23 protein-coding genes and 2 tRNA genes are annotated in these 24,967 nt (G+C 67.0%); 13 read left to right on the plus strand and 12 right to left on the minus strand.

Annotation, left to right across the window (positions count from 1 at the left end):
* Positions 1 to 30 precede the first annotated feature (30 nt).
* From D0Y85_RS18700 to D0Y85_RS18730, 7 genes are all read left to right on the plus strand, one after another.
* Positions 31 to 3,153: an efflux RND transporter permease subunit gene (locus D0Y85_RS18700; protein ID WP_117311572.1), complete on the plus strand. Its 3,123-nt coding sequence runs from the start codon at positions 31 to 33 to the stop codon at positions 3,151 to 3,153.
* Positions 3,154 to 3,440: 287 nt separating this feature from the next.
* Positions 3,441 to 5,498 carry a TonB-dependent receptor gene (locus D0Y85_RS18705; protein ID WP_117311573.1) on the plus strand — a complete coding sequence of 686 codons (2,058 nt, stop codon included), beginning with the start codon at positions 3,441 to 3,443 and terminating at the stop codon, positions 5,496 to 5,498.
* A 136-nt stretch (positions 5,499 to 5,634) separates the two neighbouring features.
* Positions 5,635 to 7,812 (plus strand): YccS family putative transporter, encoded by a 2,178-nt coding sequence (yccS, locus tag D0Y85_RS18710; RefSeq protein WP_117311574.1) that lies wholly within the window; start codon positions 5,635 to 5,637, stop codon positions 7,810 to 7,812.
* 170 nt (positions 7,813 to 7,982) lie between these two features.
* Positions 7,983 to 9,872, plus strand: coding sequence for an MFS transporter (locus D0Y85_RS18715; protein ID WP_117311575.1), 1,890 nt, complete (start codon positions 7,983 to 7,985; stop codon positions 9,870 to 9,872).
* A 181-nt stretch (positions 9,873 to 10,053) separates the two neighbouring features.
* A complete protein-coding gene (locus D0Y85_RS18720) occupies positions 10,054 to 10,341 on the plus strand; it encodes a CD225/dispanin family protein (RefSeq protein ID WP_117311576.1) in 288 nt (95 codons plus the stop codon).
* A 33-nt stretch (positions 10,342 to 10,374) separates the two neighbouring features.
* The gene (locus D0Y85_RS18725) at positions 10,375 to 10,659 is read left to right on the plus strand and encodes a CD225/dispanin family protein (protein ID WP_117311577.1); all 285 of its coding nucleotides are present in this window, start codon (positions 10,375 to 10,377) and stop codon (positions 10,657 to 10,659) included.
* Between the two features lie 43 nt (positions 10,660 to 10,702).
* The gene (locus D0Y85_RS18730) at positions 10,703 to 11,128 is read left to right on the plus strand and encodes a DUF2752 domain-containing protein (protein ID WP_117311578.1); all 426 of its coding nucleotides are present in this window, start codon (positions 10,703 to 10,705) and stop codon (positions 11,126 to 11,128) included.
* Between the two features lie 570 nt (positions 11,129 to 11,698).
* Here D0Y85_RS18730 and ampE read toward each other — a convergent pair.
* The 5 genes from ampE to D0Y85_RS18755 all read right to left on the minus strand — a co-directional run bounded on the left by ampE (position 11,699) and on the right by D0Y85_RS18755 (position 15,390).
* Positions 11,699 to 12,586 carry a regulatory signaling modulator protein AmpE gene (gene ampE, locus D0Y85_RS18735; RefSeq protein WP_117311579.1) on the minus strand — a complete coding sequence of 296 codons (888 nt, stop codon included), beginning with the start codon at positions 12,584 to 12,586 and terminating at the stop codon, positions 11,699 to 11,701.
* 94 nt (positions 12,587 to 12,680) lie between these two features.
* Complete coding sequence (gene nudC / locus D0Y85_RS18740) at positions 12,681 to 13,613, minus strand: NAD(+) diphosphatase (protein WP_117311580.1); 933 nt, start codon at positions 13,611 to 13,613, stop codon at positions 12,681 to 12,683.
* A 140-nt stretch (positions 13,614 to 13,753) separates the two neighbouring features.
* Positions 13,754 to 14,146 carry an iron-sulfur cluster insertion protein ErpA gene (erpA, locus tag D0Y85_RS18745; protein ID WP_025874631.1) on the minus strand — a complete coding sequence of 131 codons (393 nt, stop codon included), beginning with the start codon at positions 14,144 to 14,146 and terminating at the stop codon, positions 13,754 to 13,756.
* A gap of 31 nt (positions 14,147 to 14,177) precedes the next feature.
* Positions 14,178 to 14,642, minus strand: coding sequence for a polymer-forming cytoskeletal protein (locus D0Y85_RS18750; RefSeq protein WP_025874630.1), 465 nt, complete (start codon positions 14,640 to 14,642; stop codon positions 14,178 to 14,180).
* A 4-nt stretch (positions 14,643 to 14,646) separates the two neighbouring features.
* A complete protein-coding gene (locus D0Y85_RS18755) occupies positions 14,647 to 15,390 on the minus strand; it encodes a DUF6776 family protein (protein ID WP_025874629.1) in 744 nt (247 codons plus the stop codon).
* Positions 15,391 to 15,568: 178 nt separating this feature from the next.
* On the opposite strand from D0Y85_RS18755, the gene D0Y85_RS18760 reads away from it, so the two are divergent.
* Genes D0Y85_RS18760 through D0Y85_RS18770 form a run of 3 tightly spaced genes read left to right on the plus strand, consistent with a single transcriptional unit; the run spans position 15,569 to position 20,331 of the window.
* Positions 15,569 to 16,186 carry a DUF4126 domain-containing protein gene (locus D0Y85_RS18760; RefSeq protein WP_117311581.1) on the plus strand — a complete coding sequence of 206 codons (618 nt, stop codon included), beginning with the start codon at positions 15,569 to 15,571 and terminating at the stop codon, positions 16,184 to 16,186.
* Between the two features lie 44 nt (positions 16,187 to 16,230).
* Positions 16,231 to 18,126: an EAL domain-containing protein gene (locus D0Y85_RS18765; protein WP_032976658.1), complete on the plus strand. Its 1,896-nt coding sequence runs from the start codon at positions 16,231 to 16,233 to the stop codon at positions 18,124 to 18,126.
* Positions 18,127 to 20,331 carry an ATP-binding protein gene (locus D0Y85_RS18770; protein WP_117311582.1) on the plus strand — a complete coding sequence of 735 codons (2,205 nt, stop codon included), beginning with the start codon at positions 18,127 to 18,129 and terminating at the stop codon, positions 20,329 to 20,331.
* A 1-nt stretch (position 20,332) separates the two neighbouring features.
* On the opposite strand, the gene bfr is transcribed toward D0Y85_RS18770, so the two are convergent.
* The 4 genes from bfr to D0Y85_RS18790 all read right to left on the minus strand — a co-directional run bounded on the left by bfr (position 20,333) and on the right by D0Y85_RS18790 (position 22,205).
* Complete coding sequence (bfr, locus tag D0Y85_RS18775) at positions 20,333 to 20,803, minus strand: bacterioferritin (protein ID WP_025874625.1); 471 nt, start codon at positions 20,801 to 20,803, stop codon at positions 20,333 to 20,335.
* A gap of 140 nt (positions 20,804 to 20,943) precedes the next feature.
* Positions 20,944 to 21,153 (minus strand): bacterioferritin-associated ferredoxin, encoded by a 210-nt coding sequence (locus D0Y85_RS18780; RefSeq protein ID WP_032951724.1) that lies wholly within the window; start codon positions 21,151 to 21,153, stop codon positions 20,944 to 20,946.
* Positions 21,154 to 21,288: 135 nt separating this feature from the next.
* The gene (locus D0Y85_RS18785) at positions 21,289 to 21,471 is read right to left on the minus strand and encodes a hypothetical protein (protein ID WP_229290361.1); all 183 of its coding nucleotides are present in this window, start codon (positions 21,469 to 21,471) and stop codon (positions 21,289 to 21,291) included.
* Between the two features lie 110 nt (positions 21,472 to 21,581).
* Entirely contained in the window at positions 21,582 to 22,205 is a 624-nt protein-coding gene (locus D0Y85_RS18790) for an RNA pyrophosphohydrolase (RefSeq protein WP_049466578.1), read from the minus strand.
* Between the two features lie 121 nt (positions 22,206 to 22,326).
* Here D0Y85_RS18790 and D0Y85_RS18795 point away from each other — a divergent pair.
* Together D0Y85_RS18795 and D0Y85_RS18800 are read left to right on the plus strand one after the other, a co-directional pair.
* Positions 22,327 to 22,403 (plus strand) — tRNA-Met (locus D0Y85_RS18795).
* Positions 22,404 to 22,455: 52 nt separating this feature from the next.
* Positions 22,456 to 22,530: transfer RNA gene (locus D0Y85_RS18800), tRNA-Gln, on the plus strand.
* A 302-nt stretch (positions 22,531 to 22,832) separates the two neighbouring features.
* Here the strand turns inward: D0Y85_RS18800 and rpsI are convergent.
* The gene (gene rpsI, locus D0Y85_RS18805) at positions 22,833 to 23,225 is read right to left on the minus strand and encodes a 30S ribosomal protein S9 (protein WP_005411311.1); all 393 of its coding nucleotides are present in this window, start codon (positions 23,223 to 23,225) and stop codon (positions 22,833 to 22,835) included.
* Between the two features lie 2 nt (positions 23,226 to 23,227).
* Positions 23,228 to 23,656, minus strand: a complete 429-nt coding sequence (rplM, locus tag D0Y85_RS18810; protein ID WP_025874623.1) for a 50S ribosomal protein L13 — start codon at positions 23,654 to 23,656, stop codon at positions 23,228 to 23,230.
* Positions 23,657 to 23,852: 196 nt separating this feature from the next.
* Between rplM and coq7 the strand changes: the two genes are divergently transcribed.
* Positions 23,853 to 24,497 carry a 2-polyprenyl-3-methyl-6-methoxy-1,4-benzoquinone monooxygenase gene (gene coq7 / locus D0Y85_RS18815; RefSeq protein WP_117311583.1) on the plus strand — a complete coding sequence of 215 codons (645 nt, stop codon included), beginning with the start codon at positions 23,853 to 23,855 and terminating at the stop codon, positions 24,495 to 24,497.
* A 95-nt stretch (positions 24,498 to 24,592) separates the two neighbouring features.
* On the opposite strand, the gene sugE is transcribed toward coq7, so the two are convergent.
* Entirely contained in the window at positions 24,593 to 24,913 is a 321-nt protein-coding gene (gene sugE / locus D0Y85_RS18820) for a quaternary ammonium compound efflux SMR transporter SugE (RefSeq protein WP_025874621.1), read from the minus strand.
* Between the last annotated feature and the right edge of the window lie 54 nt (positions 24,914 to 24,967).

A 24,967-nucleotide genomic window follows, 5' to 3' on the forward strand; every position in this document is an offset into this window, starting at 1 on the left:
CCTGGCCCCGCACCTTCGGGGGGCTGCACGATGAACCTGTCCGGCCCCTTCATCCGCCGCCCGATCGGCACCGCCCTGCTGGCCATCGGCTTGTTCATGGTCGGCGTGATCTGTTACCTGCGGCTCGGCGTGTCGGCACTGCCGAACATCGAGATCCCGGTGATCTTCGTGCACGCCAGCCAGTCCGGTGCGGATGCGGCGACCATGGCCTCCACGGTGACCGCGCCGCTGGAGCGCCACCTCGGCCAGCTGCCGGGCATCGACCGCATGCGTTCGTCGAGCTCGGAAGGCAGCTCGCTGGTGTTCATGATCTTCCAGAGCGACCGCGACATCGATTCGGCCGCGCTGGACGTACAGACCGCGATCAATTCGGCGCAGGCCGACCTGCCCTCGGGCATGGGCTCGCCGATGTACCAGAAGGCGAACCCGAACGACGACCCGGTGATCGCCATCGCGCTGACCTCGCAGACGCAGTCCGCCGATGAGCTGTACAACGTCGCCGATTCGCTGCTGGCCCAGCGCATCCGCCAGATCGGCGGCGTCGCCTCGGTGGATATCGCCGGTGCCTCGACGCCGGCGGTGCGTGTGGACGTCAACCTGCGCCTGATGAACGCGCTGGGACTGACCGCCGACGACCTGCGCAATGCCGTACGCGCGGCCAACGTGACCTCGCCCACCGGCTTCCTCAGCGATGGCAACACCACCACGGCGATCATCGCCAACGATTCGGTTGCACGCGCCGCCGACTTCGCCGATCTGGTGGTCAAGACCCAGGGCGATGGCCGGGTGATCCGCCTGAAGGACATCGCCAACGTCTACGACGGCCAGCAGGACGCCTACCAGGCCGCGTGGTTCGACCACAAACCGGCCGTGGTGATGTATGTGTTCACCCGCGCCGGCGCCAACATCGTCGAGACCGTGGACCGGGTGAAAGCGCAGATTCCCGCGTTGCGCGACTACCTGCAGCCGGGCACCACGATGACGCCCTACTTCGACCGCACCCCGACCATCCGGTCGTCGCTGCATGAAGTGCAGATCACCCTGCTGATCAGCCTGGCGATGGTGGTGCTGACCATGGCGCTGTTCCTGCGCCGGTTGGCGCCGACGCTGATCGCGGCGGTCACCGTGCCGCTGTCGCTGGCCGGCGCCGCGCTGGTGATGTACGTGATGGGCTTCACCCTGAACAACCTGAGCCTGCTGGCGCTGGTGATCGCGATCGGCTTCGTGGTCGACGATGCGATCGTGGTGATCGAGAACATCATGCGCCACCTCGACGAGGGCATGCCGCGGATGCAGGCGGCCTTCGCCGGTGCGCGCGAAATCGGCTTCACCATCGTCTCGATCACCGCCTCGCTGGTGGCGGTGTTCATCCCGCTGCTGTTCGCCAGCGGCATGATGGGCGCGTTCTTCCGCGAATTCACCGTCACCCTGGTGGCGGCGATCGTGGTGTCGATGATCGTTTCGCTGACGCTGACCCCGGCGCTGTGCAGCCGCTTCCTCAGCGCGCACGACCACACGGCGGCACCGTCGCGCATCGGCCGCTGGCTCGATGCCGGTCACGAGCGGATGCTGCGCATCTACACCGTGTTCCTTGATTTTTCGCTGCGCCATGCGCTGCTGCTGTCGTTGACGCCGTTGATCCTGATCGGCGTCACCATCTTCCTGTTCGGTGCGGTGAAGAAGGGCGCGTTCCCGCCGCAGGACACCGGCCTGATCTGGGGCCGCGCCAATTCCAGTGCGACGGTGTCCTTCGAGGACATGGTCAGCCGCCAGCGCCGCATCACCGACATGCTGATGGCCGACCCGGCAGTGAAGACCGTGGGCGTACGCCTGGGCAGCGGCCGCCAGGGCTCCAGCGCGCAGTTCAACGTGGAACTGAAGTCGCGCAAGGAAGGCCGCCGCGAAACCACCGCACACGCACTGGCACGGCTGAGTGCGAAGGCCGACCGCTACCCGGACCTGCAGCTGCGCCTGCGCGCGATCCAGGACCTGCCCAGCAACGATGGCGGTGGCAACAGCCAGGGCGCGCAGTACCGCGTCTCGCTGCAGGGCAACGACCTGGCCGCACTGCAGGAATGGCTGCCCAAACTGCAGGCGGCATTGAAGAAGAACCCGAAGCTGCGTGATGTCGGCACCGACGTCGACAACGCCGGCCTGCGCCAGAACATCGAGATCGACCGGGCCAAGGCCGCGCGCCTGGGCATCTCGGTCGGCGCCATCGACGGTGCGCTGTACGGCGCCTTCGGCCAGCGCCAGATCTCCACCATCTACTCGGACATCAACCAGTACAGTGTGGTGGTCAACGCGCTGCCGTCGCAGACCGCTACGCCTGCGGCGCTGGACGAAGTGCATGTGCGCGCACGCAACGGCGAGATGGTGCCGATCACGGCGGTGGCCCGCCAGGCGCCGGGCCTGGCGCCCTCGCAGATCACCCATGAAAACCAGTACACGACGATGGACCTGAGCTACAACCTCGCCCCCGGCGTCAGCATGGGCGAGGCCAAGGCCATCATCGACAGCACCGTGGCCGGCATGCGCATGCCCGGCGACATCCGCTTGGCCGACGACGCCGGCTTCGGCTTCAACTCCGACCCCAGCGACATGCTGATCCTGGTGCTGGCAGCCATCCTCACCGTCTACCTGGTGCTGGGCATCCTGTACGAAAGCCTGATCCACCCGGTGACGATCCTGTCCACCCTGCCGGCCGCCGGCGTCGGTGCGTTGCTGGCGCTGTTCGGCACCAACACCGAACTGTCGGTGATCTCGATGATCGCGCTGGTGCTGCTGATCGGCATCGTCAAGAAGAACGCGATCATGATGATCGACTTCGCCCTGGTGGCGCAGCGCGAACATGGGCTGACTCCGCGCGATGCTGCCCGTGAAGCCAGCATCGTGCGTTTCCGGCCGATCATGATGACCACGATGGTGGCGATCCTGGCGGCGGTGCCGCTGGCGATCGGCCTGGGCGAAGGTTCAGAGCTGCGTCGCCCGCTGGGCATCGCGATGATCGGCGGCCTGCTGTTCTCGCAGAGCCTGACCCTGCTCAGCACGCCGGCGCTGTACGTGATCTTCTCGTGCCTGGCCGAGCGCTGGAAGGCGCGGCGCGCGCGCAGGCGTGAAGCGAAGCTGCTCAGGCGCGCACAGCGGGCCTGACTTCGGTAGCGCCGGGCCATGCCCGGCGGCCTTTCAGCAGTCCGCGCTGCGCGCTCGCCGGGCATGGCCCGGCGCCACCGGCCTCTGGTGGGTGCGGACCGTTCGTCCGCATACCGTTGCCATTTGACGCGCTGTAACGAAAAGAGAACAATTCTCATCCAGCCATGGTCCTGCGCCCCCTTGTGGCGCCCCGCTGCCGTTCCCGGCACGCCTGCGTGATCCCAGCCACCGACCTTTCCCCCTGCATGGGCGGATGGCCCGTGGCCGCCCGCCGAGGATCTCCAACGATGTTGCCGATTCGCTCCCCCCGCCTGGCCGTACTGGCCGTCGCGCTGTCCGCCGCCTGCACTGCACACGCCGAAGCCCCGGCCGGATCCCGCAGCGCCACCGATCTGGACGCGGTCAAGGTCATCGCCGAGCGTACCCACACCGAGGCTGGCGCCCTCGGCGATCGCGCCCTGCGTGATACCCCGTTCGCGATCACCGCCGTCGGCCGTGAGCAGATCGAACAGCGCCAGGTCGTGTCGCTGGGCGAAGCCTTCCTGCTCGACCCCTCGGTCACCACCCAGGTCAGCGCCTATGCCAGTGGCTGGAGCTCGCCGATCCGCAACCGTGGCATCGACCTGAATTTCGACAGCTACCGGGTCAACGGTCTGCAGGTCTCGTCCTGGGGCACCGAATGGCCGCTGGAAGTGATGGAACAGGTCGACCTGCTGAAGGGTCCGGGAGGTTTCCTGTACGGCTTCGGCGCGCCGGGCGGCATCGTCAACTACATCACCAGGAAACCGACCGACGTACCGACCTTCTCCGCCCAGCTCGGCTGGCGCGAGCAGGGCATCGTCAGCGGCGGCATCGACGTCGGCGGCCGCTTCGGCAACGCGCAGATGTTCGGCTACCGCTTCAACGCATACCAGGAAAAGGGCGAAACCTTCAACGGTGGCCATGTCGATCGCAAGGTCGGTGCACTGTCGCTGGACGCGCGCCTGAGCGATGCGCTCACCTGGACCTTCGACGGCGTGTTCCAGTCGCGCGACCTGCGCGAGGAATCACCGCAGTACTACTTCCGTGGCCTGACCTCACTGCCGCGGCCGATCGCCGGCGATGTCGACAACAGCGTGCCCGGCACCTACTACGACACCCGCTCCAGCCTGCTGTCCACCGCACTGGACTGGCAGATCAACAGCGACTGGAAGGCCAGCCTGAGCTATGGCGTCACCACCTCGTGGAACGACGTCAACAAGATCTTCGCCTACATCGACGACACCAACGGCGACTACGCCGTCAACGTCTATGAGCTCGGCGGCAAGAGCGAGTGGAAGCTGGCACAGGCACTGGTGCAGGGCCGCTTCGGCACCGGCCCACTGCAGCACCAGCTGGTGGCCGGTGTCAGCCACCAGACCGGGCTGGGCTGGGACCGTCCCTACGAGTTCAGCCTGATCGGCCGCGCCAACCTCTACCAGCGCCATGGCATCCGTCACGACGCGGTGGGTTCCCGGGTGATGACCCGCGGTGACGAGACCGTGCAGCAGGCGGTGTTCGTCAGCGATACCGTCGATCTCGGCCATGGCTGGTCGGTGCTGGCCGGTTGGCGCTACAACGACTTCGAGACCAAGGGCGCCTACCACACCTATCCGGTCACCCCGACCTATGCGGTCATGTTCAAGCCCAGCGAGGCCGTCACCCTGTATGCCAGCTACATCGAGTCGCTGGAAGCAGGCAGCCGCGTAGGCAACAGCTACATCAATGCCGGCGATGTGCTCGACCCCACCATCAGCAAGCAGTACGAGATCGGCGCCAAGGTGGAAGCGAATCGCTGGAACGCGAATGTCGCTGCGTTCCGCTTGGAACGTGGCGCCAACATCGATCAGCTGACCGATGCAGGCAAGCGCCTGGTGCAGGACGGCATCACCCTGTACGAAGGCGTCGAAGCCAGCGCCGACCTGCACCTGACCGATGCGCTGACCGTGGGCGGTGGCGTGACCTGGCTGGACCCGACCTACGACAAGCTGTCACCGGGCAGCGCGGCGCAGGAAGGCAACCGTACCGTCGGTGCTGCGCGCTGGAGCGGCGTGCTGCACGCCACCTGCCAGCTGCCGTGGGTGGAAGGGCTGGAGACCTATGCCGCCGTGCGCTACTACGGCGATGTCTGGTACAACGCCGACAACACCCTGAAGCTGCCCGACTACACCCTCGTCAACGCCGGCGTCGGTTACCGCCTGCTGGCCTCCGGCCATCCGGTGACCCTGCGTGCCAGCGTGGAGAACCTGGCCAACCGCAGGTACTGGTCCAATGCCGGCGTCGGCCTGCCGCGCACCTTCGCGCTCAGCGTGCGGTTCGACATGTAACGGGCCTCGGTAGCGCCGGGCCATGCCCGGCGGCTGCATGCCACGCCGCGCCGCGCGCTCGCCGCGCATGGCGCGGTGCTACCGGATTTCACGCGTGGCCCGTAATAATGGTGGCCGATCCTTTCGCCGAGCCTGCATGTCCGCACGCGAATCCCGCCTCAGCCGCCTGTGGGCCCACGAGAAGGCCAGCTATGGCCTGCGGGTGTTCATTGCCCTGACCGCGGCCCTGGCCGTGTGCTGGCACCTGGATGCGCTGACCGCGCTGCCCGGCGTGTTCCTCGGCATCATCGCCAGTGCGATTGCCGAGACCGATGACAACTGGTGGGGCCGGACCAAGGCCGTGCTGCTGTCGCTGTTGTGCTTCTGCCTGGCGGCGGCCTCGGTGATCTGGCTGTTCCCCTGGCCGTGGATATTCATCGCGGCCCTGGCGCTGTCCACGTTCGGCCTGACACTGCTCGGTGCACTGGGCGAGCGCTACGCGTCCATCGCCCAGGCGACCGTCACGCTGGCCATCTACACCATGATCGGCCTGGAACAGCATGGCGCCCATGACCTGCACAGTGCGCTGGATGCGGTCAGCCACCTGCTTGCGGGTGCGGTCTGGTACGGGCTGCTGTCGATCCTGTGGACCACGTTGTTCGCCAACCGGCCGGTGCGCGAGCGCGTGGCCCGCCTGTACGTGGAACTGGGCCGTTACCTGCAGCTCAAGGCCGCGCTGTTCGAACCCGTACGCGAGGCGGACCTGCAGCGCCGCCAGCTCGACCTGGCCGAGCAGAACCGCCGCGTGGTCGGCGCGCTGAACGAAGCGAAGACGGCAATCCTGGCGCGCTTTGGCCGCTCCGGACGGCCCGGCGTCAACTCCGGCCTGTACCTGCGCCTGTACTACATGGCACAGGATTTCCATGAGCGCGCCAGCTCCTCGCATTACCCGTACGGCGCGCTGGTCGACGCGTTCTTCCATAGCGACGTGCTGTACCGCTGCCAGCGCCTGCTCGACCTGCAGGGCCAGGCCTGCGCACGGCTGGGCGAAGCGATCCGGCTGCGTCGTCCGTTCGTCTACGGCGAGAGCAACCAGCAGGCGGGGCGCGATCTGGCCGATGCCCTGGCCTACCTGCGCGACCAGCAACGCCCGCAGTGGCAGCGCCTGCTCGGCTCGCTGGACCTGCTGGTGCACAACCTGCGCAGCATCGAGCGCCGCCTGCTCGATGCCGAACGATCCGACGCCAGCCTGGACAACGTCGACACCCGCCTGCGCGACAGCAACCCGCACACGCTGCGCGAAATGGGCGTGCGCCTGCGCCAGCAGCTCACCCCGGGCTCGGTGCTGTTCCGCCATGGCCTGCGCATGGCGCTGGCACTGATCGCCGGTTTCGTTGCCATCCGTCTGTTCAATGCACAGAACGGCTCGTGGGTCCTGCTGACCATCGTATTCGTGTGCCGGCCCAGCTTCGGTGCCACCCGCCAGCGCCTGGCCCAGCGCATCGTCGGTACGCTCGCCGGCCTGGTGCTGACCTGGGCGCTGCTGCAGCTGTTCCCAACGCTGGAGATCCAGCTGCTGATCGCACTGCTGTCGGCACTGCTGTTCTTCTTCACCCGTACCGACCGCTATCTGGTCGCCTCGGCCGCCATCACGGTGATGGCGCTGACCTGCTTCAACCTGATCGGCGACGGCTTCGTGCTGATCGTGCCGCGCATGGTCGATACGATTCTGGGGTGCGCGATCGCCGCAGCGGCCGCGTTCCTGATCCTGCCGGACTGGCAGGGTCGACAGCTGCACCGCGTGCTGGCGCGGGTGCTGGATACCGCCGCCCGTTATCTGGAATCGGTGCTGGGCCAGTACCGCAGCGGCATGCGCGACGACCTGGCCTACCGCATCGCCCGCCGCGACATGCACAACGCCGATGCCGCACTGTCCACCGCATTGTCGAACATGCTGCGCGAACCGGGCCACGTGCGCCGCAACCTCGATTCGGGTTTCCACTTCCTGGCGTTGTCCAACACTCTGCTCGGGCATCTGTCGGCGCTGGGTGCGCACCGCGACCAGGTCGATAGCTACGCGGGCGATCCACTCGCGCTGGCCGCCGGCGAGCGGGTGCGTAAAGCGCTGCAGCAGCTGGTGTCGGCATTGACGGCGCAGCAGCCGGTGCCAGAGGAAGACAACGACGCCGATCGTGCGGTGGCTGCGGAACTGGAGCAGCTCGATGAGACGATGCCGCCGAAGCTGCAGTTGATCCGCACGCAGATGGCGCTGGTGCTGCGGATGCTGCCGAAGGTGAGGGCAGCGGCCAATGGCGCGGTGCGCGGCCTGGCTTGAGCGGACGGCATCCACGCATGGCGTGGATCTACTGCAGCGGCATCCACGCATGGCGTGATCTGCTGGAGCGGCGTGCGTCCACGGCGGCATCCAATACCCCCCGGAACGACGGTCCCGTCGTCCCTGCATACGGGCAGGAATGCTAGGCTGCGCCGGTCCAAGGAGGTTCCATGTCCGGTCACAACCAGTTCGCCCTGCTGCGCCAGCGCCGTTTCCTGCCGTTCTTCATCGTGCAGGGCTTGGGTGCCTTCAACGACAACGTGTACCGGCAGGCGATCATCGGCCTGCTGTTCTATCTGGGCGTGGCCGAGAGCGAGCGCACGCTCTACACCAACCTGGCGCCGGCGCTGTTCATCCTGCCCTACTTCCTGTTCTCTGCCTTGGCCGGGCAGATCGCCGAAAAGCTGGAGAAGTCGCGGCTGATCGTGATCACCACCACCATGGAGATCGTGATCATGACGCTGGCTGCGGTGGGCTTCCTCACCGAGAGCCTGCCGGTGCTGCTGGTGGCCCTGTTCTGTACCGGCCTGCAGTCCACCCTGTTCGGCCCGGTGAAGTACTCGGTGCTGCCCTCGGTGCTGCGCCCGGAAGAACTGACCGGTGGCAATGGCCTGGTCGAGATGGGCACGTCGATGTCGATCCTGACCGGCATGATCGTCGGCGGCCTGGTGTTCACCCTGGCCGGCAGCCATGGCCCGATCGTGGCCGCCACTGCGGTCATCGCGCTGGCGATCTGCGGCAACCTGGCCGCGCGCATGATCCCCAAGGTGGATGCCGGCGCCCCGGACCTGAAGATCAACTGGAACCCGGTCCCCGAATCGCTGGCCGTGCTGCGCATGGCCAGGAAGCAGAAGGCGGTCCGCAACGCCATCCTCGGCGTGTCCTGGTTCTGGTTCGTCGGCACCATCCTGACCGCGCAGCTGCCGTCCTATGCGGTCACCAACCTCGGTGGCGAGCCCACCCTGTACATCTTCGCCCTGGCGCTGTTCTCGATCGGCACCGGCGTCGGTTCGCTGCTGTGCGAAAAGCTGTCGGCGCGCACCGTGGAGATCGGCCTGGTACCGCTGGGTGCGTTCGGCATGACTGCCTTCCTGCTGGACCTGTACTTCGCACGCGCCGGTGAAGCCACCGCGCAGGGCCTGTCGGTCACCCAGTTCGTGCACCAGGCCGGCAGCATCCGCATCATCATCGACCTGCTCGGCATCGGCCTGTTCACCGGCTTCTTCGTGGTGCCGCTGTTTGCGTTGATCCAGAGCCGCACGCCGAAATCGGAGATGTCGCGCGTATTCGCCGCGCTGAACATCCAGAACTCCGGCTTCATCGTCGCTGCGGCCGTACTCGGCCTGCTCACCCAGCGGCTGCTCGGCTGGACCATCCCGCAGCTGTTCCTGGCACTGGCCATCGCCAATGCCGTGGTGGCGATCTACATCTTCACCATCGTCCCCGAATTCCTGATGCGCTTCCTCAGCTGGGTGATGGTACGCACGCTGTACCGGCTGCGCCCGCACGGCATCGAAGCGAACGTGCCCGATGAGGGACCCGCGCTGCTGGTCTGCAACCACGTCAGCTACATGGACGCGCTGATCCTGTCGGCGACGATTCCGCGCCCGGTGCGCTTCGTCATGTACTACAGGATCTTCAACATCCCGGTGATGCGCTGGATCTTCCGCACCGCCAAGGCGATTCCAATCGCCGGTGCGCGCGAAGACCCGGCCCTGATGCAGCGCGCGTTCGATGAAGTCGATGCCGCACTCGCCGAGGGCGAGCTGGTGTGCATCTTCCCGGAAGGCGCACTGACCCGGGACGGCACGATGGCACCGTTCAAATCCGGCGTGGAGAAGATACTTGAACGCCGCCCGGTGCCGGTGGTGCCGATGGCGCTGCGCGGCATGTGGTCAAGCATGTGGAGCCGCCGCGATACCCGTCTGGGGCGCATGCGCGTACCGCGCCGGTTCCGGGCGACAGTGGAGGTGGTCGCCGCCCCGGCGGTGGATGGCCGTTCAACCGATGCCGCCGCCCTGGAAGCGCAGGTCCGCACCCTGCGCGGCGACCTCGCCTGACGCAATCGCCCCCTTCCGCGGGCGATGACGGGTCGCCGCATACGCCGCCGTCCAGAGGCGATGCACGACCCAACGGGGCTGAAAACGCATACATGCGTCGTCGGTTGCGGTAGATTACGCACCCACAGGGGGGAGGTTCGGCCCGTTCACACGGCCGGCCACCAAGGAATGGAGTCTTGCTTTGAATCAACCGCCACCGCTCAGCCGTCCGGTCTACATCCCCAACCATCTGGTCTGGGCGATCCTGACGACGCTGTTCTGCTGCCTGCCGTTGGGCGTGGTGTCGATCGTGTATGCCGCCCAGGTCGATGGTCGCCGCGCGGCCGGAGACCTGCCGGGGGCCTATAGCGCGTCGCGCAAGGCGGGCTGGTGGGCGGTGGCTTCGGCCGTCGCCCTGCCGGTCCTGTTGCTGTTGTGGTTCGGGCTGTTCGGCGGCTTGGCCGCGCTGGGCGCTCTATCCGACCTTTGATTCACCACCACCACCCATCGAGGAGCTTGAACCATGAACACCACCACTGCGCAGGTCCCCAACAATCTGGTCTGGGCCATCCTGTCCACCCTGTTCTGCTGCCTGCCGGCCGGCATCGTGTCGATCGTCTACGCCGCCCAGGTCAACGGCAAGCTGGCTGCCGGCGACGTCGCCGGTGCCCGTGAGTCGGCCGACAAGGCCAAGAAGTGGGCCATCTGGTCGGCTATCGCCGCCGTCGTCGTCATGGTGCTGTACTTCATCATCATCATGGCCGTTGGCGGCCTGGGCGCCCTGAGCGGCGGCAACGGCAGCTACTGATGCCCGCGACGGGGTCCGGCCATGCGCCGGATCCCGCCCCCGCATGTCCGCACTTCCTGCTCGATCCCGACTCAGCCGCTGGGCTCCGCTGCTGGCCGCATCCGGTCTGGCTGCGGGTGCCGCCGTGGTCCTGCGCCACGTCAATCCGTATGTCTCCGGCAATCCGCTGCCGGGTTGTCCGCTGTACGCACTGACTGGCTTCTACTGCCCCGGCTGCGGCAGCACGCGCTGCCTGTATTCACTGGTCCACTTCGACCTGCCCGGCGCGATGGCGATGAACCCGTTGCTGGTCATCAGCCTGCCCTTCCTGTTCCTGATGCTGCTCAACACCGCCGGCGTGCGCCCGCGCGTGCTTGATCCACTGATGCGGGTACTGGCCAGCCCCACGTTCTGGCTGTGGCTGCTGCCCGGCTATGCCGTGCTGCGCAACCTGCCGTGGGCACCGTTCACCGCGCTGGCCCCGGTGTAGGTTTCCCGCCAACGGCGCAGCCCCTCGTGGTGGGCGGCAGAAGCTGGGGTTGGCCGGGCGGGTGGGCTGCGCAGGGGCCGCTGCAAGTACGTCCATGTAAGCTCGGTCGCGCCATCCATGGCGCTTACGCCCCTGCGCAACCCCCCGCCCGGCCACGGACAATTTCCGTGCGCGTCCACCACGGAAAAGAAGGAGAAGATCAAAAGCCGAAGCGGGTCGCTCCGCTCGGCATCCACGCATGGCGTGGATCTACTGTCCGTCATCGGAAACTGTCGGGGGGGCGGTGTGGGGCTGCAGGACCGTTGGCGCCATGGGCCCGAGGCATGCCTCGGGCGGGTTGGGCAGGACGCCCAACCCCGGTCTTGCCGTGTGCGCAGGACAGCGCACACGAGCAAGGCGCCATCGAGCCCCCATGGATGGGTTAACGGCGTGTCCTGCAGCCCCACACCGCCCCGCCAAACCCACAGAAATCCAGAGCCGCTGTTGCAGTTGCTGTTGCAGTTGCGGTTGCGGTTGCGGTTGCAGTTGCTTCCAGCGGGTGCAGGGCAGCAAGCCCTGCAGAAAGAACAACTAAGTCACCCAGCCCGCGATCACCAGCAGGGCCAGCACCGCCAGCCACAGCAGCAGCATCCGCCACACCAGGCTCATCGCATCCCGCAGGTCCGGCAACCGCTGCCACACCGGCAGCAGGCCGGCTTCGGTGTAATCGTGAGCGTCTTCGCGAAGCTCGGCATTGACGCTGGCACGCGCCACCGCGCCCAGGAAACCAATGCCACCGGCCAAGCGCTCACCATGCGCCTGGCGCCATGCCTTCCAGGCCGTGTCGAAGTTGCCGACCAGGGCCATCGAGAACGCCATCAATTGTGCCACCGGCCACTCGATCCAGCCCAGCAGCCGCTGTGCCAGCGCCAGCGGCTCCACCGGCACGCGCGCACGCATCGGGCTTTCCGCCATCAGTGCCAGCAGGCGATAACCGAGAGCCCCCACCGGGCCCAGCAGCAGGAACCAGAACAGCACCGCGAACCAGCGCCGCAGGGCGTTGAGCACGGTCGCCTCGACCAGTGAAGGAACATCCTCGCGCAGGCTGCCACCGGCCGACTGCAGGTTGCGTACCGCCGCCTGCCGGGACGGCGCATCGTCGGCATCGATGATCGCCTCGATGTCGCGGTCCAGATCGCGCGGGCCCCAGCACCAGGCCAGCACGGCCACGCCCAGCAGCAGCGCCGGAAGGCCGAACAGCACCCCGCGCAGCAGCCAGGCGACCAGCGCCATCAGCAGCAGTGGCGGTACGATCGCCAGCGCCACGCCGGCGGGCCCCTGCCAGGCCCGACCACCGCGCGCGTCCAGCCAGCCCAGCCAGCGCCGGAAGCCGTCGAAACGGCGCAGCGACGCGGCAGCGGCCGGGGCGACATGGCCAAGGGCCAGTGCCACCAACACGGCGACCAGGGTGGTGAACATGGCAGGTCTCCCTACGAGCAAGCGTTCGGCGTCGCTACCTTACCTGTCGCAGCGTCGCCGTCAGCGGTGAACCGTACTGTAACCGGCAGCGTGTTCAGGTGGCGGCAATGCTGGCGCCGCCGGATGCCGGTTGCTGGCGGTACCAATGCTCGATCAGGCCCCGCGAAATGGAAATCGGCGGTGACAGACGGATGCCTTCACCATCGTCCTCGACGTCACGCGCGAGGGCCGCGCCAACTTCCTCGGCGCTGAACCAGCGCGCGTCTTCCAGCTCGCCATCCACGGTCGGCACGTCATCGTGTGCCTGCGCGCGGAAACCGACCATCAAGGCGCCGGGGAACGGCCAGGGCTGCGAGCCCAGGTACTGGCAGGCGGTCACCCGCACCTTGCTCTCTTCGTGCACTTCGCGCGCTACGGTCTGTTCGAAGGTCTCGCCCGGCTCGACAAAGCCGGCCAGCACCGAATAGCGGCGCGGCGCCCAGTTGGACTGGCGGCCCAGCAACAGCCGGCCCTGGTTTTCCACCGCGACGATCACCGCCGGGTCGACGCGCGGATAGTGCTCGGTCCCGCACTGCGGGCAGCGGCCGACGAAGCCACCCCGAGCGAACGTCACGGCGCTGCCGCAGACACCGCAGAAGCGGGTACGCGATTGCCAGTAGGACATGCCACGGGCGTAGCTGAAGGCGGTCGCATCGGCCACGGTCCACAGCAGCGCGGCCTGGCGCAGGTCGAGCCGGCGTGGCGCGGTGACGGTCACGCTGGCCGCTTCCACCGAGAACCACGCCTGCTCGCCACGCAGGCCGAGGAAGATCGCCACACCCGGCCCGCCACCGACATCGGCGCCGGTCAACGCCAGCGGCTGGTCGTCATCACCGGTGAAGGCGGTGCCGTCCTGGTCCAGGACAAGAATGCGCGCATCGGGCCACAGGCGCGCCAGGGCATCGGCGTCTTCGCGCATGGCATCAGCGCGCTCCAACGGTTCACCCACGAAGGCAAAACCGGAAAGCGGCGAAGGAGGATTGAGCATCCAGCTAGCCTGCCGCCAATCACGGCAAGTGGCAAGCCGCAGACTGTGCAGAAACCCGCCTGTGGTTGCAGCAACGGTCATCCACGCATGGCGTGGATCCAGCGAAGGCAGCGCGCGGGGGCATGCCCCACGCCCTGCAATTACATGCTGAAACTGCTGCCGCAGCCGCAGGTGGTCTTGGCGTTCGGATTGCGGATCACGAACTGCGCACCGGTCAGGCTCTCGGTGTAATCCACTTCAGCACCCATCAGGTACTGCAGGCTGAGCGGATCGACCAGCAGGGTGACCCCGCTGGTCTGCACCGCCAGGTCATCGCCGGCACGGTTCTCGTCGAACTCGAACCCGTACTGGAAGCCCGAACAGCCGCCACCCTCGATGTACACACGCAATGACAGGTCGGGGTTGCCCTCGTCCTGGATCAGTTCCTTGACCTTGGCCGCAGCGGCCTCGGTGAAGTTCAGCGGCCGATCCAGCGACTGGTAGTCGGGCGCGGCGGCCGGCGTGGCGCCGGGGAGGGAGACGAGCGTGTTCATGGGCTCAGCATGGGGGCGCCGGCGCTGGCTTTCAAGCCATCGCCTCGGCCAGCTTGCGACGGGCGGCGGTGTCGCCCTTGCCGTCAGCGGACGCTTCGCCTTCCGGCGCCGGCAGGGCCTGCATCGGGGCGCTGGCATGGATCAGCCGGCCGTTCAGCTGGGCACCCGCATTCATTTCCACCACCTGGTAGTGAACATTGCCGTTGACCCGCGCACTCGGGGTCAGTTCGACCTTTTCGGTGGCATGGACATCGCCGTCCAGGCGGCCACTGATGACCACCACCTGGGCGCGGATCTCGCCTTCGATCACGCCATGCTCGGCGAGGGTCAGGGTCGCCGCGCTGGCGCCCTCCTGGGCAATCACCTTGCCGTGGATGCGACCTTCCACGTACAGGCCACCACTGAATTCCACATCGCCACGGATCACCACCTGGTTGCCGATCAGGGCATCCACCACCAGTTGGCCATCACGGCTGGATTTGCTGCTTCCGAACATCTGCCTACTCCCCTTTGCTGGCCGGTGCGCCGGCCTGTTTCCAGTCGAATACCTGCGTGGTGCCCCCCGCACCACTCCCCAATGTCACCTTCACCCGTTGCGGGGTGAAGTCAGCCGGCAGCATCACGCTGCCGGTGAGCTGCTGGAAGTACCGGAACGAGTAATCCTGTCCCGGCACCTTGCTGCGCTGGTGCAGCTCGTCCCAGCTGATGGTGGCCAGCTTGCCGTTCTTCACGCCTTCCACCGTGAAACGCATCTGCCCTTGGCTGATCGCTCCGCGGTTGAGGTTCTGCGTCAGCACCACGCTGTACTGCCAGGTGCCGGCCGATTCCGGGCTGAATTCAATCGAATGGGTGTTCAGGCCCTTGCGCTGGCTGGTCGAGCCCACCAAGCGTTCGTAGAAGGCGACGTCAGCGCGCAGGCCGGCGATCTCTTCATCGCGCTCGGCCAGAGAGGACTGCACTTCGTTGTTGGCGGCGCGGCTGATGCGGTCCGACGCTTCCAGCGTGGCCTGCTTCTGGCGCAGCTCGGTCAGCTGCGTCTGCAGCGTATCGGCGCGCTTCTCGGCAGCCTGCACGCGCTGGCCCTGTTCACCGCGCGGCGTGCCCAGCCAGCAGCCACCCAGCACCGCAAGCACCAGGCTCAGCAGCCAGATGCCGGCGATCACCAGCAGGCGACGGCGGTCGGCGGGTGGTTGCGCCGCACCGGGAAGGCGGACCTGCACGCGCATGGGAGGGCGGTTGTTCATGGGTAGTCTCCGTGGCAGCGCCGAAGCGCCGCCAGTACGGCCCCTGGGGCAAACGACGGGCTAGTGTATGACAGGAACGGCAGGTTTCCCCGGTGCCGGCCGGTACCGGGCGGTGGCATTCAGCCACTCCATGGTCGATAGTGTGGCACCCCGCACAGTTCCGCCGCCGGAGCCCGCCATGACCGAAGCCCACCTGTTCGTGATCGGCATCCTGCTGGCCTGGCTGGCCGGCATCCGCGTCTACCTCACCGTATTCGGCGTCGGCATCGCCGGCCTGCTCGGCTGGGTCGACCTGCCACCGGCGCTGCAGGCCACCGAGTCGTGGTGGGTGCTCGGCACGTCGGCGGCGCTGGCCATTGCCGAATTCTTCGCCGACAAGATTCCCGGCGTGGATTCAGCCTGGGACCTGGTGCAGACCCTGGCGCGCGTGCCCGCCGGCGCTTTCCTCGCGGCAGCGACACTGTCGCCCGATGGCGACCTGGGCACCGGTGCACTGGTCGCCGGCGCGGGCGTTGCGCTGGCCAGCCATGGCCTGAAGGCCGGCACCCGCGCCCTGCTCAATACCTCACCGGAACCGGCCAGCAACTGGGTCGCCTCTGCGGCCGAAGATACCGTGGTGATCGGCGGCTTGGCGCTCGCGCTGGCGCATCCATGGATCGCGCTGGTGGTGGTGCTGGCCTGCAGCCTGGCCGGCGCATTGCTGGTCTGGCTGGTCTGGCGCACCCTGTGGAAAAGCGTGCGCTGGTTGGCACGTGGCGGCAGCCACGACGGACAACGGCAACCGCGTACCGGCTGATCGGCAGGCTTGTCGCATAATGGCCGCGAACACCAGGAGCATCGATGGCCGCAAACGAATCCGCCGCGGGCCCCCGCCCGGGACGCGCTGAAACCCCTCCGGCCGATCATTGGCAACGTTGGGCCGCCCCCTTGGCTGCGGCAACGCCTGCCGAAGCAGTACCGGCGGTGTCAGAGACACCCGCCCTGTCGGTGCCCGGCGACGGCGCCCGACTGGCGGCTCCGCCGCCCCTGCCCTCCACCGCGGCACTGCCCGAGGCGGGCAACAGTGACATCCCGCCTGTCGATGCCGACTCGCCCTACCGCGTGCTGATCGTCGAAGACGATCGTGCCCAGGCGCTGTTCGCACAGAGCGTGCTGCATGGCGCCGGCATGCAGGCGATCGTGCTCGGCGATGCCGATGGCGTGCAGCAGGCCATCCGCGAGCAACGCCCTGACCTGATCCTGATGGATCTGCACCTGCCCGGGCTGGATGGCATGCGGCTGACCGCGATGATCCGCCAGCAGCCCGGCATGCAGCTGCTGCCGATCGTCTTCCTCAGCGGCGACCCGGATCCGGAGCGCCAGTTCGAAGTGCTCGACTGCGGTGCCGACGATTACCTGAGCAAGCCGATCCGGCCGCGCCACCTGATTGCCGCGGTGGCCAACCGTATCCGCCGCGCACGCGCGCAGGCAGCGACCCTGCCCGGTGCCAACGGTGCACCGGCCACCAGCAACCCGGAAACCGGGCTGCCCACGCGCCACCACGTGCTGCAGCAACTCAACGCGACGCTGGCGCAGCACGACCGCGGTGGCGTGTTCTTCGTGGAAATCTCCAGCGCGCTGGGCCTGCGCGAGCGCTATGGCTATGCGGCCTTCGAGCGGCTGATGGTGCAGGCCGGGCAACGCCTTGCAGAGGCTGGCCATCCGCACCTGCTGGCGCGCCTGAACGACAACAGCTTCCTGTTGCTGGCGCGCAACGCCGATGAGGACAGCCTGGAAGCGATCGCCGGCACCCTGCGCGAGCAGCTGTCGGCGCGTGCCTTCGTGATCCGCGACGACGAATCGGTACACCTGCGTGGCGTGGTCGGCTACGCGCCGCTGTCGCCGGGTTTCGACGATGCCAGCAGCGCCCTGGAAGCAGTCGAACGTACCACCCTGCAGGCACGCCTGCTCAGCGCCGGCGTGGCCGGCCACGTGCATCGCCAGGTCACCACCGAGCAGGAGCACCTGGCGTTGCTGGAAGGCCAGCTCGAGCTCGCTTACCAGCCGATCGTCGCCGTCGCCGGCGGCAGCAGCGCGCAGTACCAGTTGCTGCTGCGCCTGCGCCGGACCGATGGCAGCGTACTGACCGCCGGCCAGGTGATTCCGGCCGCCGAGGCGGCCGGCCGCATTGCCGACCTCGACCAGCAGGTGCTGGAGCATGCGATGGGCCTGCTGGACCTGTATCGCCACGCCACCCAGCCGCTGAACCTGTTCGTCTCGCAGTCGCTGCGTACCCTGCAGCGCGATGCCTTCGCCGACTGGCTGCTGGAGTCACTGCAGCAACGCCGGCTGCCCGGCAGCGCGCTGGTGATCGACGTGCGCCTGCCCGATGCACTGATCCACACCGTGCCGTTGCAGCAGTTCTGCCAGCGCATGGCCAGCGTCGGCGTGCGCTTCTGCCTGAGCCAGTTCGAACCGGGCAGCGAAGCCCTGGCCCTGCTCACCCAGCTGCCACTGTCGTTCGTGCGCATGGCCGCACGCTTTTCCAGCAGCCACTCCAACCCCGATACGCGCGAAGAACTGCGCCGATCGATCGAGCAGGCGCATGCAGCCGGCCTGCAGATCATCGGCCAGCAGATCGAGGACCCGCAGGCAGCGGCCGCGATGTGGGTCGGCGGTGTCGATTACATCCAGGGCAACATGGTGCAGTCGGCCGGCAGCGACCTGAACTTCGACTTCCACAACGCGGTGCTCTGAGTGTCACCGACGGTCGCGCTGTTGGCGGTACTGGTGCTGGCCATCGTCGCCCTGCTGGTACTGGGCCTGCGATTGCGTTCGCGCAATCGCGCGCTGGCGACACTGCAGCGCGAACGCATCACCCTGACCAGTGAACGCGACCAGCTGCGCCGCACCACCGAGCGCCAGGGCCAGCTGGAACATCAGCTGCTGCAGGCCAAGCAGGCTGCAGAAGCAGCCGTGCTGGCCAAGGGCGAATTCCTGGCCACCATGAGCCATGAAATCCGCACCCCGCTCAACGGCATCCTGCCGATGCTGGAGCTGATTGCCCGCGGCCCGCTCGGCGAAGACCAGCGGCAGATGCTGGCCACCGCCTCGGCCAGCTCGCAGCAGCTGCTGCGCATCGTCGATGACATCCTCGATTACTCGCGCCTGGAAGCCCAGGCGCTGGAGCTGGAGATCACCAGCTTCAACCTGCGCGAACTGCTCGACGGCGTGGTGCAGCTGCTGCAGCGTGCCGCCGAAGCCAAGGGCCTGACGCTGAGCCTGCAACTGGATCCGGCCGTGCGCCTGCCGGTACGCGGCGACCCGGTTCGCCTGCGCCAGGTCCTGGGCAACCTGCTGGCCAATGCCATCAAGTTCACCGCACGCGGCCAGGTGCAGTTGCGCGTGCAGCGGCTGGGCGAAGGCCCCGCCCAGCACCAGCTGCGCTTCGAAGTGATCGACACCGGCATCGGCATCGATGAGGCCCTGCAGGCGCGGCTGTTCCAGTCCTTCAGCCAGGCCGACGCGTCCACCACCCGCATCTACGGGGGCACCGGCCTGGGGCTGGCCATCTGCAAGCGCATCACCGACCTGATGCATGGCGACATCGGCGTGCATTCCACCCCAGGCCAGGGCGCGACCTTCTGGTTTGAAATACCGCTGCTGAAGGTTCCCGGCGACCTGCCGGCGCTGGCCCGCTCACCGGCAGCGCTGCTGCTGTACACCGCCGATGCGCAGCTGCAGCCACGCGTCGAACGCATCGCCGCGCACCACGGCCTGCAGGTGCAGCCGCTGGCCAGCATTGATGAGGCAATGGAACGCCTGCGCGCAGCACCACGCCCGGGCCAGAGCACACCGGCATGGCTGCTGGTCGACGCGCGCCACCGCCGCAATGGCGAGGCAGCCCTGCAGCGGGCCTTGGCCGAGCGCGGTGCCGACGACGCACTGCAGGTGCTGTGGCTGCAGGATGATCCGGTTGCTGCCCGGCCGCGCCAGCAGCAGCTGCACAGCACCTTCAACGATGCCGACCTGCACGCGCTGCTGGCACAGCCAACCGCCACCGCGCGCCCCGCAGCGCTGCTGGCCAACGCCGAAGACGCCAAGCCAGCCGCCGCGCTGCCGCCACTGGATCTGCAGGTGCTGCTGGTCGAAGACAATACTGTCAACCGGATGGTGGCCGAGCACCTGCTGCGGGTCTTCCAGTGCCAGGTGCGCAACGCGGCCGATGGCGAGCAGGCCCTCGCACTGCTGCGCGAAGGTGGAATCGACGTGGTGCTGATGGATTGCCAGATGCCGGTGCTCGACGGCTACAGCGCGACACAGCGCTGGCGCACGGAGGAAGCCGAAGCCGGGCGCACGCGGTTGCCGATCATCGCGATGACCGCCAACGCCATGGCCGGTGATCGCGAACGCTGCCTGCAGGCGGGCATGGACGACTATCTTTCCAAGCCGATCACGCGTGAAGCGCTGCATGCGCTGCTGCAGCGCTGGGGCCGGGTTTCCGTGGATCGCGGACATGCACCGCTGCCGGACCCCGTGCAACCTGCCGCAACCCCGGGCGTGCCCGACGGCGAAGGCCTGGACGATGAACGAACGCGCGCGATCCCGATTCCACAGCCGGTGCTTGATCGCAGCGTGCTGGATGAACTGCAGGCGGTGATCGGCGATGCCGCCGCGCAGATCGTAACGGTGTTCCTGGAAGACGCACCGCAGCTGGTGCAGCAGCTGCAGCAGGCGGCGCAGGGCAACGACATCGAACGCCTGCAGGCGCTGTCGCACAGCCTGAAATCCTCCAGCGCCAACGTCGGCGCGCTGTCGCTGTCAGCGGTGGCGCGACGGATCGAACTCGAAGCCCGCAGTGGCAGCCTGCAGCGCCCTGCCGTGGCAGTGGCGCTGCTGGTGGCGGAGTTCGCCCGCGCGCGCGTAGCGCTGACCGGCTACCTCGCCGGCCAGGCCCGTTGAATCACTCTTCGAGCTTGCTCAGCAGGTACTTCGGCTCACCGATGCGCTCGATCAGCTCCAGCTGGGTTTCCAGCCAGTCGATGTGTTCTTCCTCGGAATCGAGGATCTTCACGAACAGCTGGCGGCTGACGTAGTCACCGACCGAGTCGGCATAGGCCACGGCCTCGCGCAGGGTGACCACGCCATCGCGTTCCAGCGACAGATCGCACTGCAGGATCTCGGTCGGGTTCTCACCGATGCGCAGCTTGCCCAGCGCCTGGAAATTCGGCAGGCCTTCAAGGAACAGGATGCGATCGGCAAGCATGTCGGCATGCTTCATTTCCTCGATCGATTCCTTGTACTCGTGTTCGGCCAGTTCCTTGATGCCCCAGTTCTTGAGCATCTTGGCGTGCAGGAAGTACTGGTTGATCGCGGTCAGCTCGTTGTAGAGGACCTTGTTGAGGAATTCGATGACCTTGGTGTCGCCCTTCATGGGGATGCTCCTGCACGCTGAAATCGCGGGCACTGTAACGCCTTGCGCCTGCGCGTGAAGGAACGCGAATCGTGTGCATTGACCACTGCGGCCAGCAATGAAGACCAGGAGAGCGCGGCGTCAACGCGCCGCGAAACGACTCAAGCGACCTGCGCCAAGCCCAGTACCGGCAACGGCAGATCGTGGGTGGCACGCGCCTTGGCCAGCAGCTCGCCGGCCATGTCCAGGCAGGAACCGCAGGTGGCGCCGCATCCGGTGCGCATGGTCAGCTCGGCCACCGACGTGACGCCATGGCTGGCGGCTTCGCGGATCTGGTGGTCGGTAACACCATTGCAGATGCAGACGTACACGGGCAGGAACCAAGGCAGCAGGCCAGTAGCGGCCTGGGCACTATTCCAATGGAAACGAGAATGGTTGTCAATCAGGGACCTGAACCATTCTCGATAAGGTTCAGCCTCCAGTCCAACCGGCCCGCCGTAGGGCGGCTACAGATACAACAGCGCCAGCACCGGCGTGCCAAAGAAGACGATCAGCCAGCAGCGCTCGCCGCCTGCTGCCCTCCGCCGAATCAGGTGATCCGCCAGGAACAGGGCACCGGCACCGGTGGCCAGAGCCAGGACCACCCCCAGCGCAAGCGGCATCCATGCGATGTCGGCGAGGATCACCACGCACAACAGCAGCCAGGGCAGGCTTGCCAGACGGACAGCCAGTTGCTGACGGAAACAACCGGCAGGGGGACGTTGTGACAGCTCGCTCCGCGCTTTGCGCAGCTTCCCCGTCAAACGGCCCCCGGCTCACCCTTCGCCTTGCGCGGCCAGTATCCGCCGCGCTTGGGCGTGCGCTTGCGTGGCCTGTCATGGCCAGCGGCATGGCCGGGCATCCAGGCCTCGGCAGCGCTCTTGGGCATGGCGCTGATGCCCTGCCCGGCCACTCCCTGGGCCAACGGCGCCAGATGTCGCAGGGCGCGCGCGTAGACGCCACGCTTGAACACCACCACATGCTCCACCGGGTACCAGAAGTCCACCCAGCGCCAATGATCGAACTCGGGCGAGTCGGTATGGTCCAGGCTGACGTGGGCCTCATCACCGGTCAGGCGCAGCAGGAACCAGACCTGCTTCTGGCCGATGCAGACCTGGCGTTCGTTGCGGCGGATGGCACGCGCCGGCAGCTTGTAGCGCAGCCAGCCCGGTGTCGCCCCAAGCACTTCAACGTGCTCCGGCAACAGCCCGGTCTCTTCCTGCAGTTCACGATACATGGCCTCGACAGGCGTCTCGTCGGTGTTCATGCCACCCTGCGGGAACTGCCAGCCATCCCGGCGCACACGTCGTGCCCAGAACACCTGCCCGTCCTGCCGCATCAGCACGATGCCGACGTTCGGTCGATAGCCGTCCGGATCGATCACGATGCGGACTCCTAAGAAAATCTACTGGTTGGGACTATCCCATGCCGTCTGTCGGGCCACAAGCACGATACAAAGGTGTTGACAGTCCTCGTACACATCAGCAGAATAGCGGGCTCACCAAGGCTATGTAGCTCAGCCGGTTAGAGCACAGCACTCATAATGCTGGGGTCGGTGGTTCGAGTCCACCCATAGCCACCACGTTGAAGTTGTTTTTCAACGTGAAAAGTGAGAAAATGGTTACACGCGACATTGCCCCGTCGCCAAGCGGTAAGGCACCTGACTCTGACTCAGGCATTCGGTGGTTCGAATCCATCCGGGGCAGCCAAACAAAAAAGAAAAAAGCCTGATCGAAAGATCAGGCTTTTTTCTTTTTTGTCTGGTCACGCATCCCACCTTATCCCCGCGCCTGTCGGCGTGCCCCCTTGAACAACAAGGGGGCTCTTCTCCAGAAAGGGATCCGGGGGCGGATCCTTTTCCAAAGGAAAAGGCCCTGACCCCACCCCATCGCCAGCCACTGGCCGGCAACCTGGAAATGCATGGCCCCGGAACGACAAAAGCCCGGCCGAAGCCGGGCTTTTGCTTTTCCATCCAGCGGGCTCCCGAAGGAGCCCAACCAGGCGCGGTAAATCAGCGCTTGGAGAACTGGGTGGCGCGGCGGGCCTTGTGCAGACCGACCTTCTTACGTTCGACTTCGCGGGCGTCGCGGGTCATGAAGCCAGCCTTGCGCAGCTCGGACTTCAGGGTCTCGTCGTACTCGACCAGAGCACGGGCGATGCCCAGACGGATCGCACCGGCCTGGCCGGTGGTGCCGCCGCCAGCGGCGGTGACCAGGATGTCGAAGCTCTCGGTGTTCTTGGTCAGCTCGAGCGGCTGGCGCACGATCATGCGAGCGGTCTCACGGCCGAAGAACTCGTCCAGCGGACGGCCATTGACGGTGATGTTGCCCGAACCCTTGCGCAGGAACACGCGAGCGGTGGAGGACTTGCGGCGGCCAGTGCCGTAGTTTTGAGTGATAGCCATGATTAGATATCCAGAACCTGCGGCTGCTGTGCGGCGTGCGGATGCTCAGTGCCGGCGTAGACCTTGAGCTTGCGGTACATCTGGCGACCCAGCGTGCCCTTCGGCAGCATGCCCTTGACGGCGGTCTCGATCACGCGCTCCGGGTGGCGCTCAAGCGCCTGGGCGAGGGATTCGGTCTTCAGGTTGCCGATGTAACCGGTGAAACGGTGATACATCTTGTCCTGCAGCTTCTTGCCGGTGACGACAATCTTTTCTGCATTGATGACGACCAGGTAGTCGCCGGTATCAACGTGCGGGGTGTAGACCGGCTTGTGCTTGCCACGCAGACGGCGGGCCAGCTCGGTGCAGAGACGGCCCAGGGTCTTGCCCTCGGCGTCGACGAGGTACCAGTCGCGCTGGACGGTCTCGTTCTTGGCAGTGAAAGTGCTCATGAAGAACTCTTGGTTAGGTCGGGCTCATTGCGGCGAAGGACTCGCCGGAACTCTGCCACGCGTTGTGAAAGGTGGAGCGTAAGGGGCGGCATTGTACGCAGCTTGGCTGGCGGGTGCAACCTGGCTCCTGCCCCGGGTTGGCAGGGGACCGGGGCCGGGCGAGAATCGGGCCTCCCCCGCTCCACGCCGTGCCGCCATGACCGTGCTTCGCCAGACCACTCCGCTGGACCACCTGCTGACCGAGGCGCAGCGCGCCCTGGACACGGTGTTCGGCAACCCGCCGGCCAGCCGCCCCTATCCGGCCGCGGACACCGGCGAGCCCGGGATGGACCGCGCCCAGCGGCGCCACGCGGCCGGGCTGATGCGCATCAACCATGTCGGTGAGGTCTGCGCCCAGGGCCTGTACTTCGGCCAGGCCGCGGTGGCGCGCGATCCGGCGACCCGCGAACATCTGCTGGAGGCGGCCCAGGAAGAAACCGACCACCTGGCCTGGTGCGCCACCCGCCTGGGCGAACTGGACAGCCGCCCGAGCCTGTTCAATCCGCTGTGGTACGCCGGCAGCTACACCATCGGCACCCTGGCCGGTCTGCGCGGCGACGGCTGGAACCTGGGTTTCGTGGTCGAGACCGAGCGCCAGGTGGAAGCCCATCTGGACGAACACCTGGTCGACCTGCCGGCCGGCGACCTGCGCAGCCGCGCGGTCATCCGGGTGATGAAGGAAGACGAGGCCCGGCATGCCGAGCATGCCGAACAGGCCGGCGCACGCCGCCTGCCGTTCCCGATCCCGGGCGCGATGGCGCTGGCCTCCCGGGTGATGAAGACCATTGCCTACCGGCTGTGAGGCCAACTGACGGTAGTGCCGGCCGCTGGCCGGCAGCCCCGCATGGGTCGCCGCAGGTCATGAGGTTGCCGGCCAGCGGCCGGCACTACCAGGGCTTAGTTGGGTGACACCAGCTTCAGGCCGATCACGCCGGCCACAATCAGGCCCACGCAGGCCAGGCGCGCCGGGGAAGCGCTGTCGTTGAACAGGTAGATGCCCAGCACCGTCACGCCCATGGCGCCGATGCCGGTCCAGATCGCATAGGCCGTGCCGACCGGAATGTTCTTCATCGCCTGGCTCATCAGGTACAGGCTGATCAGGGCCGACACCACCGTCAGGGCGGTCGGCACGGGTTTGCTGAAACCTTCGGAGTACTTCATTCCAAGGGCGAATCCGATCTCGAACAGACCGGCCAGCAGCAGATAGATCCAGGGCATGGGTGGGGGCTCCTTACCTTTTTGGGAAAAACGAAACGGCCCGGTGTTTTCACA

It is taken from the genome of Stenotrophomonas sp. G4 (assembly GCF_003428825.1).
Classification (GTDB): Bacteria; Pseudomonadota; Gammaproteobacteria; order Xanthomonadales; family Xanthomonadaceae; genus Stenotrophomonas; species Stenotrophomonas indicatrix.

Coding starts and splice junctions, on each gene's coding strand:
- D0Y85_RS18715 (WP_117311575.1), top strand. CDS start 7,983: ATGTCCGGTCACAACCAGTTCGCCCTGCTGCGCCAGCGCCGTTTCCTG.
- D0Y85_RS18705 (WP_117311573.1), top strand. CDS start 3,441: ATGTTGCCGATTCGCTCCCCCCGCCTGGCCGTACTGGCCGTCGCGCTG.
- yccS (WP_117311574.1), top strand. CDS start 5,635: ATGTCCGCACGCGAATCCCGCCTCAGCCGCCTGTGGGCCCACGAGAAG.
- bfr (WP_025874625.1), bottom strand. CDS start 20,803: ATGAAGGGCGACACCAAGGTCATCGAATTCCTCAACAAGGTCCTCTAC.
- D0Y85_RS18750 (WP_025874630.1), bottom strand. CDS start 14,642: ATGTTCGGAAGCAGCAAATCCAGCCGTGATGGCCAACTGGTGGTGGAT.
- erpA (WP_025874631.1), bottom strand. CDS start 14,146: ATGAACACGCTCGTCTCCCTCCCCGGCGCCACGCCGGCCGCCGCGCCC.
- nudC (WP_117311580.1), bottom strand. CDS start 13,613: ATGCTCAATCCTCCTTCGCCGCTTTCCGGTTTTGCCTTCGTGGGTGAA.
- coq7 (WP_117311583.1), top strand. CDS start 23,853: ATGACCGTGCTTCGCCAGACCACTCCGCTGGACCACCTGCTGACCGAG.
- sugE (WP_025874621.1), bottom strand. CDS start 24,913: ATGCCCTGGATCTATCTGCTGCTGGCCGGTCTGTTCGAGATCGGATTC.
- rpsI (WP_005411311.1), bottom strand. CDS start 23,225: ATGGCTATCACTCAAAACTACGGCACTGGCCGCCGCAAGTCCTCCACC.
- D0Y85_RS18760 (WP_117311581.1), top strand. CDS start 15,569: ATGACCGAAGCCCACCTGTTCGTGATCGGCATCCTGCTGGCCTGGCTG.
- D0Y85_RS18765 (WP_032976658.1), top strand. CDS start 16,231: ATGGCCGCAAACGAATCCGCCGCGGGCCCCCGCCCGGGACGCGCTGAA.
- ampE (WP_117311579.1), bottom strand. CDS start 12,586: ATGTTCACCACCCTGGTCGCCGTGTTGGTGGCACTGGCCCTTGGCCAT.
- rplM (WP_025874623.1), bottom strand. CDS start 23,656: ATGAGCACTTTCACTGCCAAGAACGAGACCGTCCAGCGCGACTGGTAC.
- D0Y85_RS18725 (WP_117311577.1), top strand. CDS start 10,375: ATGAACACCACCACTGCGCAGGTCCCCAACAATCTGGTCTGGGCCATC.
- D0Y85_RS18755 (WP_025874629.1), bottom strand. CDS start 15,390: ATGAACAACCGCCCTCCCATGCGCGTGCAGGTCCGCCTTCCCGGTGCG.
- D0Y85_RS18700 (WP_117311572.1), top strand. CDS start 31: ATGAACCTGTCCGGCCCCTTCATCCGCCGCCCGATCGGCACCGCCCTG.
- D0Y85_RS18730 (WP_117311578.1), top strand. CDS start 10,703: ATGTCCGCACTTCCTGCTCGATCCCGACTCAGCCGCTGGGCTCCGCTG.